General features: G+C 57.0%; 16 protein-coding genes, 1 tRNA gene, 3 rRNA genes and 1 riboswitch. Of the genes, 6 read left to right on the forward strand and 14 right to left on the reverse strand.

Going from position 1 to position 23,168, the window contains the following annotated elements; all coding sequences use genetic code 11:
• The 7 genes from aceA to ABVR31_RS17975 all read right to left on the reverse strand — a co-directional run bounded on the left by aceA (position 1) and on the right by ABVR31_RS17975 (position 9,698).
• Entirely contained in the window at positions 1-1,305 is a 1,305-nt protein-coding gene (gene aceA, locus ABVR31_RS17945) for an isocitrate lyase (RefSeq protein ID WP_372773737.1), read from the reverse strand.
• Positions 1,306-1,321: 16 nt separating this feature from the next.
• Entirely contained in the window at positions 1,322-2,920 is a 1,599-nt protein-coding gene (aceB, locus tag ABVR31_RS17950; protein WP_058757600.1) for a malate synthase A, read from the reverse strand.
• Positions 2,921-3,190: 270 nt separating this feature from the next.
• Positions 3,191-4,120 carry a homoserine O-succinyltransferase gene (gene metA, locus ABVR31_RS17955; RefSeq protein WP_031279798.1) on the reverse strand — a complete coding sequence of 310 codons (930 nt, stop codon included), beginning with the start codon at positions 4,118-4,120 and terminating at the stop codon, positions 3,191-3,193.
• 300 nt (positions 4,121-4,420) lie between these two features.
• Positions 4,421-4,536, reverse strand: a 5S ribosomal RNA gene (gene rrf / locus ABVR31_RS17960).
• Between the two features lie 202 nt (positions 4,537-4,738).
• Positions 4,739-7,643, reverse strand: a 23S ribosomal RNA gene (locus ABVR31_RS17965).
• 351 nt (positions 7,644-7,994) lie between these two features.
• A tRNA-Glu gene (locus ABVR31_RS17970) sits at positions 7,995-8,070 on the reverse strand.
• Between the two features lie 86 nt (positions 8,071-8,156).
• Positions 8,157-9,698 (reverse strand): 16S ribosomal RNA (locus ABVR31_RS17975).
• The 16S, 23S and 5S rRNA genes sit together here with 1 tRNA gene alongside, the layout of an rRNA operon.
• Before the next feature lie 627 nt (positions 9,699-10,325).
• On the opposite strand from ABVR31_RS17975, the gene purH reads away from it, so the two are divergent.
• Positions 10,326-11,915 carry a bifunctional phosphoribosylaminoimidazolecarboxamide formyltransferase/IMP cyclohydrolase gene (purH, locus tag ABVR31_RS17980; RefSeq protein WP_021508192.1) on the forward strand — a complete coding sequence of 530 codons (1,590 nt, stop codon included), beginning with the start codon at positions 10,326-10,328 and terminating at the stop codon, positions 11,913-11,915.
• An 18-nt stretch (positions 11,916-11,933) separates the two neighbouring features.
• Complete coding sequence (gene purD, locus ABVR31_RS17985) at positions 11,934-13,214, forward strand: phosphoribosylamine--glycine ligase (protein ID WP_152391445.1); 1,281 nt, start codon at positions 11,934-11,936, stop codon at positions 13,212-13,214.
• Between the two features lie 28 nt (positions 13,215-13,242).
• Here purD and ABVR31_RS17990 read toward each other — a convergent pair whose 3' ends face one another.
• From ABVR31_RS17990 to nudC, 6 genes are all read right to left on the reverse strand, one after another.
• The gene (locus tag ABVR31_RS17990; protein ID WP_372773740.1) at positions 13,243-13,908 is read right to left on the reverse strand and encodes a DUF1481 domain-containing protein; all 666 of its coding nucleotides are present in this window, start codon (positions 13,906-13,908) and stop codon (positions 13,243-13,245) included.
• Positions 13,909-13,976: 68 nt separating this feature from the next.
• A complete protein-coding gene (gene hupA / locus ABVR31_RS17995; RefSeq protein WP_006121511.1) occupies positions 13,977-14,249 on the reverse strand; it encodes a nucleoid-associated protein HU-alpha in 273 nt (90 codons plus the stop codon).
• A 188-nt stretch (positions 14,250-14,437) separates the two neighbouring features.
• Positions 14,438-15,028 carry a YjaG family protein gene (locus ABVR31_RS18000; protein ID WP_058758906.1) on the reverse strand — a complete coding sequence of 197 codons (591 nt, stop codon included), beginning with the start codon at positions 15,026-15,028 and terminating at the stop codon, positions 14,438-14,440.
• 62 nt (positions 15,029-15,090) lie between these two features.
• Complete coding sequence (gene nfi, locus ABVR31_RS18005; protein WP_021508196.1) at positions 15,091-15,759, reverse strand: deoxyribonuclease V; 669 nt, start codon at positions 15,757-15,759, stop codon at positions 15,091-15,093.
• A gap of 2 nt (positions 15,760-15,761) precedes the next feature.
• The gene (hemE, locus tag ABVR31_RS18010; RefSeq protein WP_141497172.1) at positions 15,762-16,829 is read right to left on the reverse strand and encodes a uroporphyrinogen decarboxylase; all 1,068 of its coding nucleotides are present in this window, start codon (positions 16,827-16,829) and stop codon (positions 15,762-15,764) included.
• A gap of 39 nt (positions 16,830-16,868) precedes the next feature.
• A complete protein-coding gene (gene nudC / locus ABVR31_RS18015; RefSeq protein ID WP_372773744.1) occupies positions 16,869-17,642 on the reverse strand; it encodes an NAD(+) diphosphatase in 774 nt (257 codons plus the stop codon).
• 88 nt (positions 17,643-17,730) lie between these two features.
• On the opposite strand from nudC, the gene ABVR31_RS18020 reads away from it, so the two are divergent.
• The 3 genes from ABVR31_RS18020 to thiE all read left to right on the forward strand — a co-directional run bounded on the left by ABVR31_RS18020 (position 17,731) and on the right by thiE (position 21,151).
• Positions 17,731-18,237 carry an Rsd/AlgQ family anti-sigma factor gene (locus ABVR31_RS18020; RefSeq protein ID WP_021508199.1) on the forward strand — a complete coding sequence of 169 codons (507 nt, stop codon included), beginning with the start codon at positions 17,731-17,733 and terminating at the stop codon, positions 18,235-18,237.
• A 152-nt stretch (positions 18,238-18,389) separates the two neighbouring features.
• A riboswitch (TPP riboswitch) is annotated at positions 18,390-18,490 on the forward strand.
• A 91-nt stretch (positions 18,491-18,581) separates the two neighbouring features.
• Positions 18,582-20,504, forward strand: coding sequence for a phosphomethylpyrimidine synthase ThiC (thiC, locus tag ABVR31_RS18025; protein WP_372773746.1), 1,923 nt, complete (start codon positions 18,582-18,584; stop codon positions 20,502-20,504).
• Entirely contained in the window at positions 20,504-21,151 is a 648-nt protein-coding gene (gene thiE, locus ABVR31_RS18030; RefSeq protein WP_372774089.1) for a thiamine phosphate synthase, read from the forward strand. The genes thiC and thiE overlap by 1 nt, the downstream gene beginning before the upstream one ends.
• A gap of 162 nt (positions 21,152-21,313) precedes the next feature.
• Here the strand turns inward: thiE and ABVR31_RS18035 are convergent, their stop codons facing one another.
• Positions 21,314-22,768, reverse strand: coding sequence for a PLP-dependent aminotransferase family protein (locus ABVR31_RS18035; RefSeq protein WP_372773748.1), 1,455 nt, complete (start codon positions 22,766-22,768; stop codon positions 21,314-21,316).
• A gap of 175 nt (positions 22,769-22,943) precedes the next feature.
• On the opposite strand from ABVR31_RS18035, the gene ABVR31_RS18040 reads away from it, so the two are divergent.
• Positions 22,944-23,129 carry a DUF1127 domain-containing protein gene (locus ABVR31_RS18040; protein WP_021508203.1) on the forward strand — a complete coding sequence of 62 codons (186 nt, stop codon included), beginning with the start codon at positions 22,944-22,946 and terminating at the stop codon, positions 23,127-23,129.
• Positions 23,130-23,168: the final 39 nt, after the last annotated feature.

Consider the following 23,168-nt stretch of genomic DNA (forward strand, 5'->3'; position numbering starts at 1 on the left):
TCAGAACTGTGCGGCTTCGGTGGAGCCGGTCAGCGCGGTGACCGACGAGCTGCCGCCCTGAATCACCGTGGTGATGCGGTCAAAATAACCGGTGCCCACTTCCTGCTGATGCGCAGAGAAGGTGTAGCCGCGTTCGCGTGCGGCAAATTCCGGCTGCTGCACCTTTTCCACGTAGTGGCGCATGCCTTCGCCCTGCGCATAAGCGTGTGCGAGGTCGAACATGTTGAACCACATGCTGTGAATGCCGGCCAGAGTGATGAACTGAAAGCGGTAGCCCATCTCGCTCAGCGCCTGCTGGAAGCGGGCAATGGTGCGATCGTCGAGATTCTTCTTCCAGTTAAACGAAGGCGAGCAGTTGTAAGCCAGCAGCTTGCCGGGATACTGCGCGTGAATCGCCTCGGCGAAGCGCTGCGCCAGCGCCAGATCCGGCGTGGAAGTTTCGCACCACAGCACATCGGCATACGGCGCATACGCCAGGCCACGGGCTATCGCCTGTTCGATACCGGCATGGGTGCGGAAGAAGCCTTCAGCGGTCCGTTCCCCGGAAATAAACGGCGCATCGCGCTCGTCGCAATCGGAGGTAATCAGATCGGCAGCGTCGGCATCGGTGCGTGCAATCAGCACCGTGGGCACATCCATCACATCGGCCGCCAGCCGCGCCGCCACCAGTTTCTGAATCGCTTCCTGCGTCGGCACCAGCACCTTGCCGCCCATGTGCCCGCACTTCTTCACCGCCGCCAGCTGATCTTCAAAGTGCACCGCGCCGGCACCGGCCTGAATCATCGCTTTCATCAGCTCAAAAGCATTGAGCACCCCACCAAATCCGGCTTCCGCATCGGCGACAATCGGCAGGTAGTAATCGATAAAGCCGTCATCGTCCGGCGACAGTCCGCTCGCCCACTGGATTTGATCGGCGCGCTGAAAACTTTGGTTGATACGTTCCACCACGTCTGGCACCGAATTGACCGGATACAGCGACTGGTCCGGATACATCTGCCCGGCCAGGTTTGCATCGGCCGCCACCTGCCAGCCAGAGAGATAAATCGCCTCAATGCCGGCTTTCGCCTGCTGCACCGCCTGTCCGCCGGTCAGGGCACCGAGGCTGTTGATATAGCCTTTGCGCGCGTCACCGTTCAGGAGTGCCCACAGCTTTCTCGCGCCGCGATCCGCCAGCGTGCAGGCGGGATTAACGGAGCCGCGCAGGTTAATGACCTCTTCGGCGCTGTAAGGACGGGTAATGCCCTGCCAGCGTGATGCCAGCCAGCTATTTTCCAGTTGAGCGATCTGTTGGGTACGATTTGACATAGCAGTATCTCCAGAGTCATGGCAGCAGGCGGTAGCCCGGCAGGGTGAGGAAAGGAACCAGTTGTTCGTCGGTGGTGATTTGCGCCATCAGCGCAGCCGCATCTTCATAGCGACCGGCGTCAAAGCGCGAGTCACCCAGGCTGTGGCGCAGGGCCGCCAGCTCTTCATCAAGAAACTGTTCGAACAGCGCGGCGGTCACCAGCTGACCATCGCTGAGGATTTGCTTGTGGTGAATCCACTGCCAGATGGAGGTGCGGGCAATCTCCGCGGTAGCGGCATCCTCCATCAGCCCATCAATAGGCACGCAGCCATTGCCGCTGATCCACGCTTCCAGATACTGCAGCGCAACACGGATGTTGGCGCGCATTCCGGCTTCGGTGCGCTGACCACGGCACGGGCGCAGCAGGCGCTCGGCGGTGATCGGCGTATCCTGTTCACGACTGACGTGCAGCTGATTGGGGCGATCGCCCAGCTGACGGTCAAACTCCGCCATGGCGATATCCGCCAGACCGGGATGTGCGACCCAGGTACCGTCATGGCCGTTGCCCGCTTCACGCGCTTTGTCCTCCTGCACTTTCTGCATCACCCAGGCGTTGCGTTCAGCGTCTTTGGCTGGGATGAGCGCCGACATGCCGCCCATCGCCAGCGCACCGCGCCGGTGGCAGGTTTTGATCAGCAGGCGCGAATAAGCCTCGAGGAACGGCTGGTCCATGCTGATCTGCTGACGATCCGGCAGAATGCGGTCACCATGCTGGCCCAGCGTTTTGATGTAGCTGAAGATGTAATCCCAGCGACCACAGTTGAGGCCAACCACGTGATCGCGCAGTTCCCACAGGATCTCATCCATCTGGAATACCGCGGGTAGCGTCTCGATCAGTACCGTGGCTTTGATGGTGCCGCGCGGCAGATCGAAACGATCTTCACTGAAGCGGAAGATTTCCCGCCACCATGCCACTTCCGCCGCATGCTCGGTTTTCGGCAGATAGAACCACGGACCGTGACCCTTCTCCAGCAGCGCGGTGACGTTATGAAACAGATAGAGCGCAAAGTCGAATAACCCACCGGGAATGGCCCGATCGCGCCACTCAACATGCTTCTCATCCAGATGTAAGCCGCGAACCCGGCACATCAGCAGCGCCGGATCGGATCGTAACTGGTAGATCTTGCCGTTTTCGCTGGTGAAGCTCAGCGTGCCGTTAACCGCATCGCGCAGCGCCAGCTGACCATCAAGCAGTTTTTGCCAGGTCGGTGCCAGCGAATCCTCAAAATCGGCCATGAACACTTTGACGTTAGCGTTCAGCGCGTTGATCACCATTTTGCGATCTGGCGGACCGGTAATTTCGACGCGGCGATCGCGCAACAGCTGAGGAATGGGTCTCACCTGCCAGTCACTTTGCCGAATGGAAGCGGTTTCCGAATCAAAGTCTGGCAACGCCCCCTGATCGTAGCGCTGCTGGCGCTGCTGACGCGCTTTCAGCAGACGCTCGCGCTCGGGTGCAAAGCGCACTACCAGCGAGTGCAGGAAATCAATGGCTTCGGGCGTGAGCAGCTGCTTTTCCGCGTGGGTAAAGGGCTGGCTAAAGGTCAGTGTCGGGCTGATAACCGTGTCTGTCATGCGGGCTGCCTCCTGGTTTGATCCTTTTTCTAACGACAGGATCGGGCTGTAGGGTGTTTTTTAACCGGCAAGATCAGAGCATAATCATTTTTATTTTAATTTCAAAAACTATTTCCATTTTAGTGTTTATTTGATTTTATTTGCCTGATTTAACTGTAATTTAATCTCACGAAATAAAGGCAATACGTTCCATCATAGAAAAAAGGCAAAAAAAAGCCGCGACAACACGCGGCTGTCACGGCAGGTTTAAACGCGTTGTTAGCAGGCGTTTTACTCGAGCGTTGGATTCATGTGGCGCAGATCGAATGGCGTAATCTGGTAGACGTAGTAGTTGAGCCAGTTGGAGAACAGCAGGTTGCCGTGGCTACGCCATGTGGCGCGCGGCGGCAATTCCGGGTTGTCCTGCGGGAAGTAATTGAACGGTACCTCAGGGTGCAGGCCGGCCTCGTAGTCCCGATGGTACTCCCCCGACAGCGTGAGAGCGTCATATTCCGGATGGCCGGTGACAAACGCCAGTCGTTTGTCTTTACTCGCCATCAGATAGGCACCGGTGCTCTCTGATTCGGCAAACAGCTCGAGATCGGTGTAGTCACGAATCAGCTGGCTGGGAAAATCAGCATAGCGTGAATGCGGTGCCAGGAAGTTGTCATCAAAACCGCGCGTCAGCAGCGCGTGCGGATGAAGGATCTGATGCTCATAGACGCCTGACAGCTTGTTCTGTCGCGTCTGTTTAGGAATGCCATACAGGATGTTAAGCGCCGCCTGCACCGCCCAGCAAACGAACAGGGTAGAAGTGACGTGCTCTTTCGCCCAGTGCAGCACGCGCTGAATCTGTGGCCAGTAGGCAACATCATTGAAATCAACCAGCCCCAGCGGCGCGCCGGTGACAATCAGGCCGTCAAAGTTATCGTTAGCGATATCGTCGAAGTTGCAGTAGAAGTTGTTCAGATGCTCGCTTGGTGTGTTGCGCGACTCGCGACTGTCGATGCGTAACAGCTGGACATCGATCTGCAGCGGCGAGTTAGAGAGCAGGCGCAGAAACTGGTTTTCCGTTTCAATTTTTTTAGGCATCAGGTTAAGGATCAACACTTTAAGCGGACGAATCTCCTGAACACTGGCGCGCGATGAGGTCATGACAAAGACATTCTCATTACGCAAAAAATTCACTGCCGGTAATTCGTCGGGGATCCTGATTGGCATAACCTGCTGACCTCTTGCTGATAACCATATAAACGTTTAGACATCCAGATGCCCGAGATTAGCCTGGCTGCCGCTGGATGTCGAGTCTTCATGCGGTTTATGAAAATGTTTCAGCATTGAACGGCAATAGCCGCGAGCGCCGCGCGGTGAGCAGCAGCAATAAGGTCGGGAAAAGAGCGCGTTAGAATTTTTTCAGGGTTAAATAAGTCGTTATGGAGGAGGTTTTTGGCGGGAAATTTGCCGGAGTACGGACGTAAAAAAGCCCCGGACTCTCGTCCGGGGCTTCTTTACGGGTTTGATGCCTGGCAGTTCCCTACTCTCGCATGGGGAGGCCCCACACTACCATCGGCGCTACGGCGTTTCACTTCTGAGTTCGGCATGGGGTCAGGTGGGACCACCGCGCTGTTGCCGCCAGGCAAATTCTGGTGCGCGAAACGAATCTTTTTCACTGATGCCGCGTTGGCCGCCCTCGCAAAGTCAGTCACATACTCGTGTATGCTCCTTCCTTTCCTCCTGCCTGCCGCCTCGCCTCAGCGTAAAATCTTTCGTTTCCGCTAATTTTTCCGTCACAAGCTGAAAATTCTCCGGTCTCTCAGACCAAAACGCCTCTGGCGTTGTAAGGTTAAGCCTCACGGGTCATTAGTACCGGTTAGCTCAACGCATCGCTGCGCTTACACACCCGGCCTATCAACGTCGTCGTCTTCAACGTCCCTTCAGGACCCTTAAAGGGTCAGGGAGAACTCATCTCGGGGCAAGTTTCGTGCTTAGATGCTTTCAGCACTTATCTCTTCCGCACTTAGCTACCGGGCAGTGCCATTGGCATGACAACCCGAACACCAGCGGTGCGTTCACTCCGGTCCTCTCGTACTAGGAGCAACCCCCCTCAATTCTCCAGCGCCCACGGCAGATAGGGACCGAACTGTCTCACGACGTTCTAAACCCAGCTCGCGTACCACTTTAAACGGCGAACAGCCGTACCCTTGGGACCTACTTCAGCCCCAGGATGTGATGAGCCGACATCGAGGTGCCAAACACCGCCGTCGATATGAACTCTTGGGCGGTATCAGCCTGTTATCCCCGGAGTACCTTTTATCCGTTGAGCGATGGCCCTTCCATTCAGAACCACCGGATCACTATGACCTGCTTTCGCACCTGCTCGAGCCGTCACTCTCGCAGTCAAGCTGGCTTATGCCATTGCACTAACCTCCTGATGTCCGACCAGGATTAGCCAACCTTCGTGCTCCTCCGTTACGCTTTGGGAGGAGACCGCCCCAGTCAAACTACCCACCAGACACTGTCCGCAGCCCGGATTACGGGCCTACGTTAGAACATCAAACATTAAAGGGTGGTATTTCAAGGTTGGCTCCACGCAGACTGGCGTCCGCGCTTCAAAGCCTCCCACCTATCCTACACATCAAGGCTCAATGTTCAGTGTCAAGCTATAGTAAAGGTTCACGGGGTCTTTCCGTCTTGCCGCGGGTACACTGCATCTTCACAGCGATTTCAATTTCACTGAGTCTCGGGTGGAGACAGCCTGGCCATCATTACGCCATTCGTGCAGGTCGGAACTTACCCGACAAGGAATTTCGCTACCTTAGGACCGTTATAGTTACGGCCGCCGTTTACCGGGGCTTCGATCAAGAGCTTCTCCTTGCGGATAACCCCATCAATTAACCTTCCGGCACCGGGCAGGCGTCACACCGTATACGTCCACTTTCGTGTTTGCACAGTGCTGTGTTTTTAATAAACAGTTGCAGCCAGCTGGTATCTTCGACTGGCCTCGGCTCCGGGAGCAAGTCCCTTCACCTACGCGCCAGCGTGCCTTCTCCCGAAGTTACGGCACCATTTTGCCTAGTTCCTTCACCCGAGTTCTCTCAAGCGCCTTGGTATTCTCTACCTGACCACCTGTGTCGGTTTGGGGTACGATTTCGTGTTACCTGGAGCTTAGAGGCTTTTCCTGGAAGCAGGGCATCAGTTACTTCACCGCCGTGGCGGCTCGTCATCACGCCTCAGTGTTAAAGAAGACCGGATTTGCCTGGTCTTCACACCTGCACGCTTAAACCGGGACAACCGTCGCCCGGATAACCTAGCCTTCTCCGTCCCCCCTTCGCAGTAACACCAAGTACAGGAATATTAACCTGTTTCCCATCGACTACGCTTTTCAGCCTCGCCTTAGGGGTCGACTCACCCTGCCCCGATTAACGTTGGACAGGAACCCTTGGTCTTCCGGCGAGCGGGCTTTTCACCCGCTTTATCGTTACTTATGTCAGCATTCGCACTTCTGATACCTCCAGCGTGCCTCACAGCACACCTTCAGCGGCTTACAGAACGCTCCCCTACCCAACAACACATAGTGTCGCTGCCGCAGCTTCGGTGCATGGTTTAGCCCCGTTACATCTTCCGCGCAGGCCGACTCGACCAGTGAGCTATTACGCTTTCTTTAAATGATGGCTGCTTCTAAGCCAACATCCTGGCTGTCTGTGCCTTCCCACATCGTTTCCCACTTAACCATGACTTTGGGACCTTAGCTGGCGGTCTGGGTTGTTTCCCTCTTCACGACGGACGTTAGCACCCGCCGTGTGTCTCCCGTGATAACATTCTCCGGTATTCGCAGTTTGCATCGGGTTGGTAAGCCGGGATGGCCCCCTAGCCGAAACAGTGCTCTACCCCCGGAGATGAATTCACGAGGCGCTACCTAAATAGCTTTCGGGGAGAACCAGCTATCTCCCGGTTTGATTGGCCTTTCACCCCCAGCCACAAGTCATCCGCTAATTTTTCAACATTAGTCGGTTCGGTCCTCCAGTTAGTGTTACCCAACCTTCAACCTGCCCATGGCTAGATCACCGGGTTTCGGGTCTATACCCTGCAACTTAACGCCCAATTAAGACTCGGTTTCCCTTCGGCTCCCCTATGCGGTTAACCTTGCTACAGAATATAAGTCGCTGACCCATTATACAAAAGGTACGCAGTCACCTAACAAGTAGGCTCCCACTGCTTGTACGTACACGGTTTCAGGTTCTGTTTCACTCCCCTCGCCGGGGTTCTTTTCGCCTTTCCCTCACGGTACTGGTTCACTATCGGTCAGTCAGGAGTATTTAGCCTTGGAGGATGGTCCCCCCATATTCAGACAGGATACCACGTGTCCCGCCCTACTCGTCGGACTCACAACTCATGCATCTTCGTGTACGGGGCTGTCACCCGGTATCGCGCGACTTTCCAGACGCTTCCACTGATGCACAAGCTGATTCAGGTCCTGGGCTGCTCCCCGTTCGCTCGCCGCTACTGGGGGAATCTCGGTTGATTTCTTTTCCTCGGGGTACTTAGATGTTTCAGTTCCCCCGGTTCGCCTCGTTAACCTATGTATTCAGTTAACGATGATGCACAGAGTGCACCGGGTTTCCCCATTCGGACATCGACGGCTGTAGCGGTTCATATCACCTTACCGTCGCTTTTCGCAGATTAGCACGTCCTTCATCGCCTCTGACTGCCAGGGCATCCACCGTGTACGCTTAGTCGCTTAACCTCACAACCCACAGGCGTTTATCTGTCTGCCGTAACGGCTGCGCGTAAAGAATGCGTCGTTGCGCGGTGCCCGCCATGCTCACGTACTTCAGTACGCTCCGCTGGCTGTGCGCCGTCGCGCCTTGCCTTCTTTACTGCTCGCTCGCTACTGCATCACAGTTGCTTGTAAGCTGTAAGCTTTTGAGAGACTCGAACGCATCGTCATTTCATTCTTATTACGGAGAATGAATACGACGCGTCGTTTCAAATTTTCAGCTTGTTCCGGATTGTTAAAGAGCAAATACTTCGCAGCATGCTTAATCAGCACACTCTGAAGTATTATCGGTAACGCCTTTCACTCATTACCAGCAAGTGGCGTCCCCTAGGGGATTCGAACCCCTGTTACCGCCGTGAAAGGGCGGTGTCCTAGGCCTCTAGACGAAGGGGACACTGAAGTCTCTTTCGTAAGACGCTTTGCTCATTACTTTTTCATCAGACAATCTGTGTGAGCACTTCGCGGGAAGGTATCTTCAGGTAAGGAGGTGATCCAACCGCAGGTTCCCCTACGGTTACCTTGTTACGACTTCACCCCAGTCATGAATCACAAAGTGGTAAGCGCCCTCCCGAAGGTTAAGCTACCTACTTCTTTTGCAACCCACTCCCATGGTGTGACGGGCGGTGTGTACAAGGCCCGGGAACGTATTCACCGTAGCATTCTGATCTACGATTACTAGCGATTCCGACTTCATGGAGTCGAGTTGCAGACTCCAATCCGGACTACGACGCACTTTATGAGGTCCGCTTGCTCTCGCGAGGTCGCTTCTCTTTGTATGCGCCATTGTAGCACGTGTGTAGCCCTGGCCGTAAGGGCCATGATGACTTGACGTCATCCCCACCTTCCTCCGGTTTATCACCGGCAGTCTCCTTTGAGTTCCCGGCCGAACCGCTGGCAACAAAGGATAAGGGTTGCGCTCGTTGCGGGACTTAACCCAACATTTCACAACACGAGCTGACGACAGCCATGCAGCACCTGTCTCAGAGTTCCCGAAGGCACCAAAGCATCTCTGCTAAGTTCTCTGGATGTCAAGGCCAGGTAAGGTTCTTCGCGTTGCATCGAATTAAACCACATGCTCCACCGCTTGTGCGGGCCCCCGTCAATTCATTTGAGTTTTAACCTTGCGGCCGTACTCCCCAGGCGGTCGACTTAACGCGTTAGCTCCGGAAGCCACGCCTCAAGGGCACAACCTCCAAGTCGACATCGTTTACGGCGTGGACTACCAGGGTATCTAATCCTGTTTGCTCCCCACGCTTTCGCACCTGAGCGTCAGTCTTCGTCCAGGGGGCCGCCTTCGCCACCGGTATTCCTCCAGATCTCTACGCATTTCACCGCTACACCTGGAATTCTACCCCCCTCTACGAGACTCAAGCCTGCCAGTTTCAAATGCAGTTCCCAGGTTAAGCCCGGGGATTTCACATCTGACTTAACAGACCGCCTGCGTGCGCTTTACGCCCAGTAATTCCGATTAACGCTTGCACCCTCCGTATTACCGCGGCTGCTGGCACGGAGTTAGCCGGTGCTTCTTCTGCGGGTAACGTCAATCGGCAAGGTTATTAACCTCACCGCCTTCCTCCCCGCTGAAAGTACTTTACAACCCGAAGGCCTTCTTCATACACGCGGCATGGCTGCATCAGGCTTGCGCCCATTGTGCAATATTCCCCACTGCTGCCTCCCGTAGGAGTCTGGACCGTGTCTCAGTTCCAGTGTGGCTGGTCATCCTCTCAGACCAGCTAGGGATCGTCGCCTAGGTGAGCCATTACCCCACCTACTAGCTAATCCCATCTGGGCACATCCGATGGTGTGAGGCCCGAAGGTCCCCCACTTTGGTCTTGCGACGTTATGCGGTATTAGCTACCGTTTCCAGTAGTTATCCCCCTCCATCGGGCAGTTTCCCAGACATTACTCACCCGTCCGCCACTCGCCACCCAAAGAGCAAGCTCTTCTGTGCTGCCGTTCGACTTGCATGTGTTAGGCCTGCCGCCAGCGTTCAATCTGAGCCATGATCAAACTCTTCAATTTAAGTTTGATTTGCTGCAACGAGTGCAGCGATGCTCTGTGAATTAAACTTCGTAATGAATTACGTGTTCACTCAGCAAAGACTTGATATTTTTTACGTCCGGAGACGCTGATATCAATCCTGCGAGTGCCCACACAGATTGTCTGATAAATTGTTAAAGAGCGGTGCGACGCGGCGTTCGGCCTGCTGTCGCGAGGTGGCGTATATTACGCTTTCCTCCTTCAGAGTCAAACACTTTTTTCAGCGTTTTTCTCCGGCGGAAGTTCTTAACGAAGCTTCCTCTCTACACCGCATTCCGTAAGTCGTTGTGCCGTGTCGATGGAGGCGCATTATAGGGAGTTGTTCGGCACGCGCAACCGCTAAATTCAATAAAAACAATCGTTCGCTGCATTCCACAGCAAAACCCCGCCTTATACCCGGTTACACACAAAGTTATCCACATCTGCAGCCGGTAATAAATTTAGGCGAGCATCGCGCAAACGTTTTCGCTACAATGCCCCGCGACGTCAAGGATGCCCCTTTTGGGGCGTTACCTGAGGTAAATGTTCTCTTCTATATATAGAGAGAGAAAGTTAAGCCTGATGTAACGCTCTTATTTACGCGAAACAAAGCCAAGGGATAAAACCACCATGCAACAACGTCGTCCTGTACGCCGCGCTCTGCTCAGTGTCTCTGACAAAGCCGGTATCCTCGAATTTGCTCAGGCCCTCTCCCATCGTGGTGTTGAGCTGCTCTCCACAGGTGGCACCGCGCGCCTGCTGGCAGATGCCGGCCTGCCCGTCACGGAAGTTTCTGACTACACCGGTTTCCCGGAAATGATGGATGGACGCGTCAAAACGCTGCACCCCAAAGTGCACGGTGGCATTCTGGGCCGTCGCGGTACCGATGATGCCATCATGGCCGAGCACGCCATCAATCCTATCGACATGGTGGTGGTGAACCTCTATCCCTTTGCCCAGACCGTGGCGAAAGCCGACTGCAGCCTGGAAGATGCCGTTGAGAACATTGATATCGGCGGTCCCACCATGGTGCGCTCGGCAGCCAAGAACCACAAAGACGTGGCGATCGTGGTGAAGAGCAGTGACTACGACGCGATCATCGCGGAGCTCGATGCCAACGAAAACTCCCTGACGCTGGAAACCCGTTTCGATCTGGCCATCAAAGCCTTTGAACACACCGCCGCTTACGACAGCATGATTGCCAACTACTTTGGCAGCCTGGTACCGGCCTATCACGGCGAAAGCACCGCGCCGGCCGGCCGCTTCCCGCGCACCCTGAACCTCAACTTTATTAAAAAGCAGGATATGCGTTACGGCGAGAACAGCCATCAGGACGCTGCTTTCTATATTGAAGAGCAAGTCAGCGAAGCGTCGGTCGCCACCGCACAGCAGCTGCAGGGCAAAGCGCTGTCCTACAACAATATTGCCGATACCGATGCGGCACTGGAGTGCGTCAAGGAGTTCAGCGAGCCAGCCTGCGTTATCGTCAAGCACGCTAACCCATGCGGCGTCGCCGCAGGCGATTCAATTCTTGCCGCCTACGAGCGCGCTTATAAAACCGATCCGACCTCGGCGTTCGGCGGCATCATCGCCTTTAACCGCGAGCTGGATGAAGCGACCGCCCAGGCGATCATCAGCCGTCAGTTCGTGGAAGTCATTATTGCGCCATCGGCCAGTGAAGCGGCACTGCGCGTAACCGCAGCCAAACAGAACGTCCGCGTTCTGGTGTGCGGTCAGTGGCAGAGCCGCGTGGCCGGTCTCGACTTCAAACGCGTCAACGGTGGACTGCTGGTTCAGGATCGCGATCTCGGTATGGTCGATGCCAGCCAGCTGCGCGTTGTCAGCCAACGTCAGCCGACCGAACAGGAACTGCGTGACGCGTTGTTCTGCTGGAAAGTGGCGAAATTCGTTAAATCCAACGCCATTGTGTATGCACGCGACAACATGACGATCGGTATTGGCGCGGGCCAGATGAGCCGCGTTTACTCTGCCAAAATTGCCGGCATCAAAGCCGCTGACGAAGGACTGGAGGTGAAGGGTTCCGCCATGGCTTCCGACGCCTTCTTCCCGTTCCGCGATGGCATTGATGCTGCGGCGGCAGTGGGCATCACCTGTGTGATCCAGCCGGGCGGTTCCATCCGCGATGATGAAGTGATTGCTGCCGCCGACGAGCACGGCATCGCAATGATCTTCACCGACATGCGTCATTTCCGCCATTAATAGCCTGGAGCCGTAACGATGAAAATTTTAGTGATTGGTAATGGTGGACGTGAACACGCGCTGGCGTGGAAAGCAGCACAGTCGCCGCTGGCAGAAACCGTATTTGTTGCGCCAGGCAACGCCGGTACCGCGCTGGAGCCGGCCCTGCAGAACGTGGCCATCAGCGCCACCGATATTCCGGCACTGCTGGCGTTTGCGCAGCAGGAAAACATCGACCTGACCATCGTCGGACCGGAAGCGCCGCTGGTGATTGGCGTAGTCGATGCGTTTCGCGCTGCCGGCCTGAAAATCTTTGGCCCGACGCAGGCTGCCGCGCAGCTGGAGGGCTCAAAAGCCTTCACCAAAGATTTCCTTGCCCGCCAGCAGATCCCGACGGCGGAATACCAGAACTTCACCGAGGTGGAACCGGCGCTGGCTTACCTGCGTGAGAAAGGCGCGCCGATCGTCATCAAAGCGGACGGTCTGGCCGCGGGTAAAGGCGTCATCGTCGCCATGACGCTGGCCGAAGCGGAAGCGGCGGTGCAGGACATGCTGGCCGGCAATGCATTTGGCGACGCAGGTCACCGCATCGTCATCGAAGAGTTTCTTGATGGTGAAGAAGCCAGCTTCATCGTGATGGTGGACGGCGATAACGTCCTGCCGATGGCCACCAGCCAGGATCACAAACGTGTTGGCGACGGCGACACCGGCCCGAACACCGGTGGCATGGGCGCTTACTCACCGGCACCGGTAGTGACCGATGAGATCCACCAGCGCGTGATGGATCAGATCATCTGGCCAACCGTCAACGGCATGAAAGCGGAAGGTAATACCTACACCGGTTTCCTGTATGCCGGTCTGATGATCGACAAAGCCGGTCAGCCGAAGGTGATCGAATTCAACTGCCGCTTCGGCGATCCGGAAACGCAACCGATCATGCTGCGCCTGCAGTCGGATCTGGTCGCGCTGTGCCTCGCCGCCGTCGACGGCACGCTCGATCAGCAGCAGTCACAGTGGGATCCGCGCCCGTCGCTCGGCGTGGTGCTGGCCGCAGGCGGTTATCCGGGCGACTACAACACGGGCGATCAGATCCACGGTCTGCCGCTGGAAGACGTACCGGACGGGAAGGTATTCCATGCCGGCACCACCCTGAAAGATGATCTGGTGGTGACCAGCGGCGGTCGCGTACTGTGCGTGACTGCGCTGGGTGAAGATGTGGCGGCAGCGCAGAAGAATGCCTACGCGCTGGCGCAGCACATCTCATGGAACGGCAGCTTCTGCCGTAATGATATTGGTTACCGCGCGATTAACCGCAAGTAAGCCCCCGGCGGCGGCCAGCCGGTCGCCGCTAAAAATCGGCCTCTTTCGGCTGCCAGCGGCACTCATCTTCCGGCGTGGCACGCAGCAGCTGAATCCCCTCTGGCGCTTCCAGCCACGACAGGGTAATCGGCTGTTGCTGCCCCTGCTGCTGTCGATACAGCGTCGCCAGCGTGTCGCGATCGAACGCCACATTCACCTGCTGCCCCTCACAGTCACGAACCCGCGTACCGCCCTGCCAGTGCCCCTGCCGCAACAGTACCCGCCCACTCAGCAGTGCATTGCTCTGCGCCAGCATGCGCTGCGCGTCAAACCGGTACAGCTCGACGCTGTCGGCGCTGACGGCTTCACGCCGGCCAGCCAGCTGTCGCTGCATAAAGTTAAGGTTGCCCTGATGGTCGAAACGCAGGGTTACGTCGTCCGGCTGCTGGCCAGTGACGTGCCGTTCCACGCTCAGCAGTTTATCCGCCTGCCAGATATAGTCGGTGGTTTCCCGGCTATCGCCATTGAAAGGGGTATAGACAGTACGCAGATGGACGGCTTCGTGGTCGCTGTTTTTACGCCAGATTCGCACCGTGCCACGGTCAGACAGATAGCCGCTGGCGGTGAAAGCCGGAAGATCGGGAGTGGCACTGCAGCCGGTGAGTAATACCCCGAGGAGGATGGCGCAGAGGCGCTGAGGAGAGATGTTCAGCATAGCAGGCCCCGGTAACAAAAAGGGGCGAAATCGCCCCTCTTTTAAAGCTAAACCGCGATGCGGAAAACTTACTTAACAGCGTCTTTCAGTGCTTTACCAGAGACGAACGCTGGCACGTTAGCTGCAGCGATTTTGATCTCTTTGCCAGTCTGCGGGTTGCGACCGGTACGCTCAGCGCGGTGGTTCACTTTAAAAGTACCAAAACCAACCAGTTGTACAGCATCACCTTCTTTCAGAGACTCAGTGATCGCAGCCAGGGTAGATTCCAGCGCAGCTTTAGCCTGGGTTTTAGACAGGTCCGCTTTCTCTGCGATCACATCAATCAGTTGAGTCTTGTTCATAAGTTATCCTTAAAGTGTATTTATCGCTTGCTAAGCAACGAGTGCGAGGGAAAAGCCATATTCTGGCACTCTTCAGCCTGCACGCACCGATAGCCACAATTTTCAGCCCCCCAAATGTAGACCAGACAGGGGGCTGATGTGAAGCCTCCAGGCGCGGTAATTCGGGCCTGAAGTCACGTTTTCTCGCCTTATTGCTGAAAATTTATACCGATGTTACTGATTCCGGCTTCACGCAGGTCTGCACGTAGTCCTTTGATTAGCTCCAGGTCCCGTTCTTCGCACTCTGCCAGCAGGCGAAAAATCTCCCACTGCAGGTCCCATTCGTCAATTACCGCCTGGTTGTCACGCAGCTCTTCGTCGCTCATTTCGCGACCGGCCTGGGTCATTTCAAGGATGGCCACGGTGGTGATCGACGTGCGGCTGACTTCGATGGCGTGCTCCAGCGTTTCACCGCTCAGCTGCGCGTGCAGGAGTTCACTTAGCGCCACGCAGGCGTCAATCGCCGGGTGCACGCCATAAACGTCAAAGTCGTCACCGTTTGGGATCGCCGCTTCCAGTTTCTCGAGCTGGCTGTCGAAATTGATTTTGGCATCCTTCACCGTCAGGCTTTCCCACACCAGGTCGAGAATGCGGCGATAGAGCTGCGGATCGGCAAACTCGGTCTGCTGACAGAAGGCCCAGTAATTGGGGAACATCCGCTCGCACAGACAGGCCATAAAGGTCATGTGCTGCCAGCTTTCCAGCTTCGCCAGACGCAAATGGACGGGGTTCTGTAACATCAAACTTACTCTCGGTAGATTAGCTGGCGGCAGTGTACCGCAAAAGCCGCGCACAAACAGCGTTAGCGCGCATTTTGCCACTTCACAAAAGCGGGACGGCCAGATGCCACGGCATCAGCCCAGCGCGTTGGCTCCGGCAAGCGGTAGCCGGCCATGCAGGCTTCAACCCAGTACAGGGCGCTGTCGAGGCTGACGCGGTGGCCGGTTGAGACAAACAGCGGGTTGCAGCGCGTCTTGCTGCGCCACACCCAGGCAATCTGCTCGCCTTTATCCATCAGCGGCTGACGACTGCCCGGTGCCGCATCCAGCTCAGCGAAACGGCCGCACAGGCGCTTTTTCGCTACGCCGATAGTCGGCACATCCAGCAGCGAGCCGAAATGCGCGGCAACGCCCAGCCGGCGCGGATGAGAGATGCCATGGCCGTCGACGAACAGCAGATCGGGCCGCTGCGACAATTGCTGCCACGCCGCCTGCAGCGCTGGAATTTCGCGAAACGAGAGAAAACCGGGGATGTAAGGCATGGTGGTCGCGACACGCGCGATGCGATGCTCCACCAGCGTTAATGAAGGATATTCGAGGATCACCAGAGCGGCGCGCGTTACCTCGCCGCCCTGTTCAAAACCAACATCGGCGCCGCCAATGAAGCGCGGCGGCAGTACGTCAAAATCATCCTGCCGCACCACGCTGGCGGCGAGCTGTACCTGTTGCTGTCGTAGTGCGGCTAAATCCATGCTTATCCCTGGTGATATGGTCGTGATAGCCGATGCACCGCCTCCACAAACGCGCCAGCGTGCTCTGGCGGAACATCCTGATGAATCCCGTGACCGAGGTTGAAGACGTGGCCTTCGCCTGCGCCAAAGGCTTCCAGAATCCCCGCCACTTCCTGCTCAATTCGTGCAGGGGGTGCATACAGCATAGACGGATCCATGTTGCCCTGCAGCGCGACTTTATCGCCCACGCGGCGCCGCGCTTCGCCAATATCGGTGGTCCAGTCAAGACCCAGCGCATCACAGCCGGTGGCCGCCATCTCTTCCAGCCACTGGCCGCCGCCCTTGGTAAACAGGGTAATGGGCACGCGTCGTCCTTCGTTCTCATGCAGCACGCTGTCGACGATTTTGTGCATGTAATAGAGCGAGAACTCGCGATAGTCGCGCCCGGTCAGCACGCCGCCCCACGTATCAAACACCATCACCGACTGCGCACCCGCTTTAATCTGCGCGTTGAGGTAAAGGATCACGCTCTCTGCCAGCTTATCCAGCAGTGCGTGCAGCGTCTGCGGCTCGGCGTACATCATCTTCTTGATTTTGGTGAAAGCCTTGCTGCTGCCGCCTTCTACCATGTAGGTTGCCAGCGTCCACGGGCTGCCGGAGAAACCGATCAGCGGCACTTCGCCTTTAAGGTTGTGACGGATGGTGCGCACCGCATTCATCACGTAACCCAGCTCCTGCTCTGGATCCGGCACCGGCAGTTTATCCACATCGGCACGACAGGTGATTGGATGGGAGAAACGCGGGCCTTCGCCGGTCTCAAAGTAAAGTCCCAGGCCCATCGCATCCGGAATGGTGAGGATGTCGCTGAAGAGGATCGCGGCATCCAGCGCATAGCGGCGCAGCGGCTGCAGGGTGACTTCGCACGCCAGCTCCGCGTTCTTACACAGCGACATAAAATCACCGGCCTCAGCGCGCGTGGCTTTGTATTCCGGCAGGTAACGCCCGGCTTGTCGCATCATCCATACCGGGGTGATATCCACCGGCTGGCGTAACAGGGCGCGCAGATAACGATCGTTCTTCAGTTCACTCATAATGGGCTCTCTCATGCTAAGGCCGGCAGTGTAGCATTTTCACGCCGCGCTGGCGCGACACAGCGCAACCGTATCTTCAATCAGCCGGCGCGCCACGGTGCCCGGCGGCGGCAACAGGGGCAGATCGTCGTAGCGATACCAGCCAGCATCCAGCAGCTCTTTACCATCGTGCTGCAGCTCGCCACCATCGTACTCCGCCATGAACGCCATCATCAGCGAGTGCGGGAACGGCCACGGCTGCGAGGTCACGTAACGCACATTTTTTACCCGCACGTTACTCTCTTCCATCACCTCGCGGGCCACCGCCTGCTCCAGCGTTTCGCCGACTTCGACAAAACCGGCCAGCACGGTGTAGATGCTGTTGCGATGGCGCGCATGGTTTGCCAGCAGGATCTCCTCACCGCGACGAATCGCCACAATGATGCAGGGGGCGATTTGCGGATAGTAGCGCTCGCGGCAATGGCTGCACAGGCAGGCAAATTCGCGCTTGCTGTGCTGCATTTCATGGCCGCAATAGCCGCACCAGCGATGCGAACGGTAGAACTCTGCCAGCTGCACGCCGCGCCCGGCGAGCTGAAACAGACCGACATCTTCGTCAATCAGCTGGCGCACCGAGGCCATATTGTCCGGACGCGCTTCGCATACCAACCAGACGTTTTCGCCCTGCCACTCGCCAATCACTCTGCCGCTGCTGCCGGTCAGGCCAAACTCGCCGGATAAGCCATGCGGCAACTCGCCTTTCGGCAACCAAAGTTTCTGCGCGGAGCTGACAATCCACCAGCCAGCGTCTACGCTTGAGATCTCACGTTGCATCTTAATCGTTGTCCTTAGCGTCAAATGGCACGCTGAAATCCTGATGTTAAGTGTGTAATAAACAACTATAACTCACCTGGAGCCCCGTATGCTTACCCAGTTAGATAACCTGACCGAGCGTGTAGGTGGCGGTAATGAATTAGTCGACTCATGGTTGCGCGCCCGTCGACAGCTGCTCGTCACCTATTACGAGTTAATTGGCATGAAGCCGAACAAAGAAGCGCTGACCGCGCTGGATGAACAGGCGCTGGATGCGTTTTGCCATCGTCTGGTGGACTATCTCTCTACCGGCCACTTCAGCGTTTACGAGCGCATTATCAGCGAGATGTCAGGCGACAGCCCGATGATTGCTGCGGCGCAGATCTATCCGGCGCTGGAAGGCAATACTGAACGGCTGATGCAACTGTATGACAGCCATCTGCAGCAGGCCATCAATGACGACAACTGCGTGGATTTCCAGCAGGCGCTGTCAGAAGTGGGCGAAGCGCTGGAGTCACGCTTTACGCTGGAAGACAAACTGATTCAGCTCGCCTGGGATAACCAGCTGGCGCGCCCGCCGGTAGCCAATGACAGCACCATTGCTCGTCCGGCCTGAACCGCTGCAGTTGTAAAAGACTTGTTATTCAGGAAAAGCCCTTTTATGCTGAATGGGCTTTTTTATTGTCTTTTTTAACGACAATCCACAATCAAACTTTGCGATATAAGCGCAGCGTGCAGCAGTCAGTAAAGTCGCTTATCGCGTAAAACGTAAACTTGTCGGAGTGCCCTTAGGGGCTGAGACCGTTAATTCGGGATCCGCGGAACCTGATCAGGTTAGTACCTGCGAAGGGAACAAGAGTAGATGTGATCAGCACGGTGCAGTCAGGCGCCCGGCACCGTTTCTGTTACTCCTTCCGGACTCCGGACAAGCAGCTTCCCCTTGTTTTCAGGAAACTTGCTATGTCTGATGCTAAAACCTCACGTCGTGAACAACGCGCGCAGGCGCAAAAATTTATCGATTCGCTCCAGGGAACCGCCTTCCCTAACTCAAAACGGATCTGGATCAGCGGCAGCCGCGCGGATATCCGCGTCCCGATGCGCGAAATTCAGCTCAGCCCGACGCACACCGGCGGCAGCAAAGATCATCCGCAATACGCAGACAATGAACCGGTGCCGGTGTATGACACCGCCGGTGCCTATGGTGATCCCCACGCGACCATCAACGTGCATCAGGGTCTGGCAAAATTGCGCGCCGGCTGGATCGCCGAACGCAACGACAGCGAAACCATCAGCGCACTCAGCTCAAGCTACAGTCAGCAGCGGCTGGCGGATGACGGGCTGGATCATCTGCGTTTTGAACATCTGCCGCTGCCGCGCCGGGCCAAAGCGGGTCGCCGCGTCACGCAGCTGCATTATGCGCGTCAGGGCATCATCACGCCGGAGATGGAGTTTATCGCGCTGCGCGAAAACATGGGACGTGAGCGTATCCGCAGTGCAACGCTGTTGCAGCAGCACGCCGGTCACGGCTTTGGCGCGCAGCTGCCAGAAAATATCAGCGCCGAATTCGTGCGCGCTGAAGTGGCCAGCGGCCGCGCCATCATTCCTGCCAACATCAATCACCCGGAATCGGAGCCGATGATCATCGGCCGCAATTTTCTGGTGAAGGTCAACGCCAACATCGGCAACTCGGCGGTAAGTTCGTCGATTGAAGAGGAAGTGGAAAAACTGGTGTGGGCCACGCGCTGGGGGGCAGATACCGTGATGGATCTGTCGACCGGCCGCTATATCCATGAAACGCGCGAGTGGATTTTGCGCAACAGTCCGGTGCCGATCGGCACGGTGCCAGTCTATCAGGCGCTGGAAAAGGTCAACGGCATCGCAGAAGATCTTAACTGGGACATTTTCCGCGATACCCTACTGGAACAGGCTGAGCAGGGCGTTGATTACTTCACCATTCACGCGGGCGTGCTGCTGCGCTATGTGCCGATGACCGCACAACGACTGACCGGCATCGTGTCGCGCGGCGGCTCCATCATGGCGAAGTGGTGCCTGTCACATCATCAGGAAAACTTCCTCTACCAGCATTTCCGCGAAATCTGTGAAATCTGCGCAGCCTATGATGTGGCGCTGTCTCTCGGTGATGGTTTACGTCCCGGCTCGATTCAGGACGCCAACGACGAAGCCCAGTTTGCCGAACTGCGTACCTTAGGCGAGCTGACGCAAATCGCCTGGCAATATGATGTGCAGGTCATGATTGAAGGCCCCGGTCACGTGCCGATGCAGATGATCCGCCGCAATATGACCGAGCAGCTGGAACACTGCCATGAAGCGCCGTTTTATACGCTGGGCCCGCTGACGACCGATATCGCGCCGGGCTACGATCATTTTACCTCCGGGATTGGCGCCGCCATGATCGGCTGGTTTGGCTGCGCGATGCTGTGCTACGTCACGCCGAAAGAGCACCTTGGCCTGCCGAATAAAGAGGATGTTAAGCAGGGGCTGATTACCTACAAGATTGCGGCGCACGCAGCCGATCTGGCTAAAGGCCATCCCGGCGCGCAGATCCGCGACAACGCCATGTCGAAAGCTCGCTTCGAGTTCCGCTGGGAAGATCAGTTTAATCTGGCGCTCGATCCGCATACCGCGCGGGCCTATCACGACGAAACCCTGCCGCAGGAATCCGGCAAAGTGGCCCACTTCTGTTCCATGTGCGGCCCCAAATTCTGTTCAATGAAAATCACCCAGGAAGTGCGCGAATTTGCCGCCCGCCAGCAGGCTGAAGCCCAGCCGATAGCGCTGGGGATGGCGCAAATGTCCGATGCCTTCCGTAGCCGTGGCGGCGAGCTGTATCATGCCGCCGATGCCCTTAAAGAGGAAAAATGATGACTGAAGCCTTCCCTGCCACCGCGCCAAAACTGGGGCTCTATCCGGTTGTCGACAGCGTGTTGTGGATTGAACGCCTGCTGACAGCCGGCGTGCGCACCCTCCAGCTGCGCATCAAAGATGGCGATGATCGCCAGATTGAAGCCGCGGTACGCGATGCCATCGCCCTGGGCAAACAGTACGGCGCGCGGCTGTTTATCAACGATTACTGGCGTTTAGCGATTAAGTACAACGCCTATGGTGTGCATCTTGGTCAGGAGGATCTGGATGTGGCCGATCTGGACGCTATCCGCCACGCCGGCTTACGCCTGGGTCTGTCGACACACGATGACGCCGAGCTGGATCGCGCGCTGGCGCTGCGTCCGTCCTATATTGCGCTCGGCCACATCTTTCCGACACAAACCAAAGAGATGCCCTCTGCGCCACAGGGCATTGCCGAGCTGAAGCGCCATCTGGCGCGGCTGCAGCACATTCCCACCGTAGCGATTGGCGGCATTTCGCTGGCACGCGTGCCGGAGGTGCTGGCGACCGGCGTCGGCAGCATTGCCGTGGTCAGCGCGATTACCCAGGCGGAAGACTGGCAGGCGGCGACCCGCCAGCTGCTGGCGCTGGTAGAATCCCCAGAGCATGTCGCAAAAGCGTTGTAACTGACTGCAACGGCGCTAAAAATCCGCGAATACGGCGCGCAAACGGCAGCAGTCAGGGCTGGCGCGACCGGGGACAATCGCTAAAGTGAGCCTGCCCGCTGTCGCTTGCAGCGGGCCAGGGCTGGCTTCCCCGACTCTCTGTCCGGCCCTGCCTTTCCACCGTTATTCTGTCAGGGAGGTGATATGGCGCGTTTCCGCACTGCAGGCCTGCATGGCACGCTCCACAGCTGCGCCGAGGCTGGCAATCGCCTGCTCGGTTTGCTCATTCATTGGCAGACCATAATTGAGGCGCAGACAGTTGCGATATTTACCCGCCGCCGAAAACAGCGAACCGACCGCCACCTGGATTTTCAGCTCCCGCAGCTCCGCATTCAGCCGCACCGCATCGAAGGCTTCCGGCAGCTCAATCCACATCAGGAAACTGCCCTGCGGCCGCGAGACGCAAATGCCGCAGGGAAAATAGTGGCGCACCCAGCAGCTAAACGTCTCATAGTTACGCTGATACACCTGCCGCATGCGGCGCAAATGCGGCAGGTAATGGCCCTGACGAATAAACTCTGCGACCGCATACTGCGGCTGCGTTGCCGTCGAACCGGTGCCAATATATTTCATGTGCAGTACGCGATCGCGATAGCGTCCCGGCGCGACCCAGCCCACGCGCAAGCCGGGCGCCAGGGTTTTGGAAAACGAGCTGCACAGCAGCACGCGGCCATCCATATCCAGCGATTTGATGGTGATCGGACGCGGATACTCCCACGCCAGCTCGCCGTAAACATCATCTTCAATGATCGCCGCATCAAAGCGCTGCGCCAGCGTCAGCAGCGCCCGCTTACGCGTTTCGGGCATGATAAATCCGAGCGGATTATTGCAGTTGGGTACCACCACCACCGCTTTGATTGGCCACTGCTCAAACGCCAGCTCCAGCGCCTCAAGACTGATCCCGCTGACCGCATCGGTCGGGATTTCAATGGCGCGGATGCCCAGACCGCGCAGTGTCTGCATGGTGCCGTGAAACGCCGGCGACTCAACGGCAATGATATCGCCTGGCTCGCACACGGCGCGAATCGACACCGACAGCGCTTCATGGCAACCGGTAGTGATGACAATATCTTCCGCCGTCAGCTGACAGCCGCTGTCAATTGTCAGCCGCGCAATCTGCTCGCGCAGCGCTGCCACGCCGAGCAGGCTGTCATAGTTGAGCTGATCAATGTCCTGCTTCTGCGCCATGCGGCCCATGATTTTCCACAGCGGCTTGAGTGTCGGCTGGGTCAGGTCCGGCATGCCGCTGCCCAGCTGCAGCACGTCGCCATTAATGCGGCTGCTCAGCAGCTCCAGCACCGATTCCCACTGGGTGATCTCAACCGGACGCTGTACGGGTCGGGTCATCGCCGGCACCGGCGGCGTGGCTTTACGGGTAGCGACAAAATAGCCGGAACGCGGCTGCGGCACGATAAGCTGCTTCTCTTCCAGCAGATGATAAGCCTTCTGCACAGTACTGATGCTGACGCCGTGCTCAATGCTGAGCGTACGCACCGAGGGCAAGCGTTCGCCGCTGCGATACAGCCCCTGCTCAATACGGTCTGAAAGCAGACAAGCCAGATGTTGATAGCGCGTCATTGTGTGCCTCGCTGCGTTAACGGTGATCAAAAATCAGTACAGATGATGCCTATTTCTACCATTCAGATCGGTACGGGCGCAATCTGTATGTTAAAGATAAGTGATTTTTGAATCTGTATTGAATTCGCCATCAGAGGGAAAATGTTGTTCAGACATCATACTGAGGGCTGGGATTATGGAATTCGATCAGAACCGGGCGGCAAAACCGTTCAGCGTGACCTTACTCGATATCTTTCGTGGCGGCGTGCGCGCGATAAAACGCTGGCATGCCAGACGGGAAACGCGGGAGATTCTTTCGCACCTGAGTGATGCGCAGTTGCGTGACATCGGGCTGACGCGTCAGGATATCAATCAGAAATAACGCGGATTTCAGACGAAAAAAACCCTGCCGAGGCAGGGT

It is taken from the genome of Pantoea sp. WEP, assembly GCF_041678305.1.
GTDB classification, from domain to species: domain Bacteria; phylum Pseudomonadota; class Gammaproteobacteria; order Enterobacterales; family Enterobacteriaceae; genus Pantoea; species Pantoea dispersa.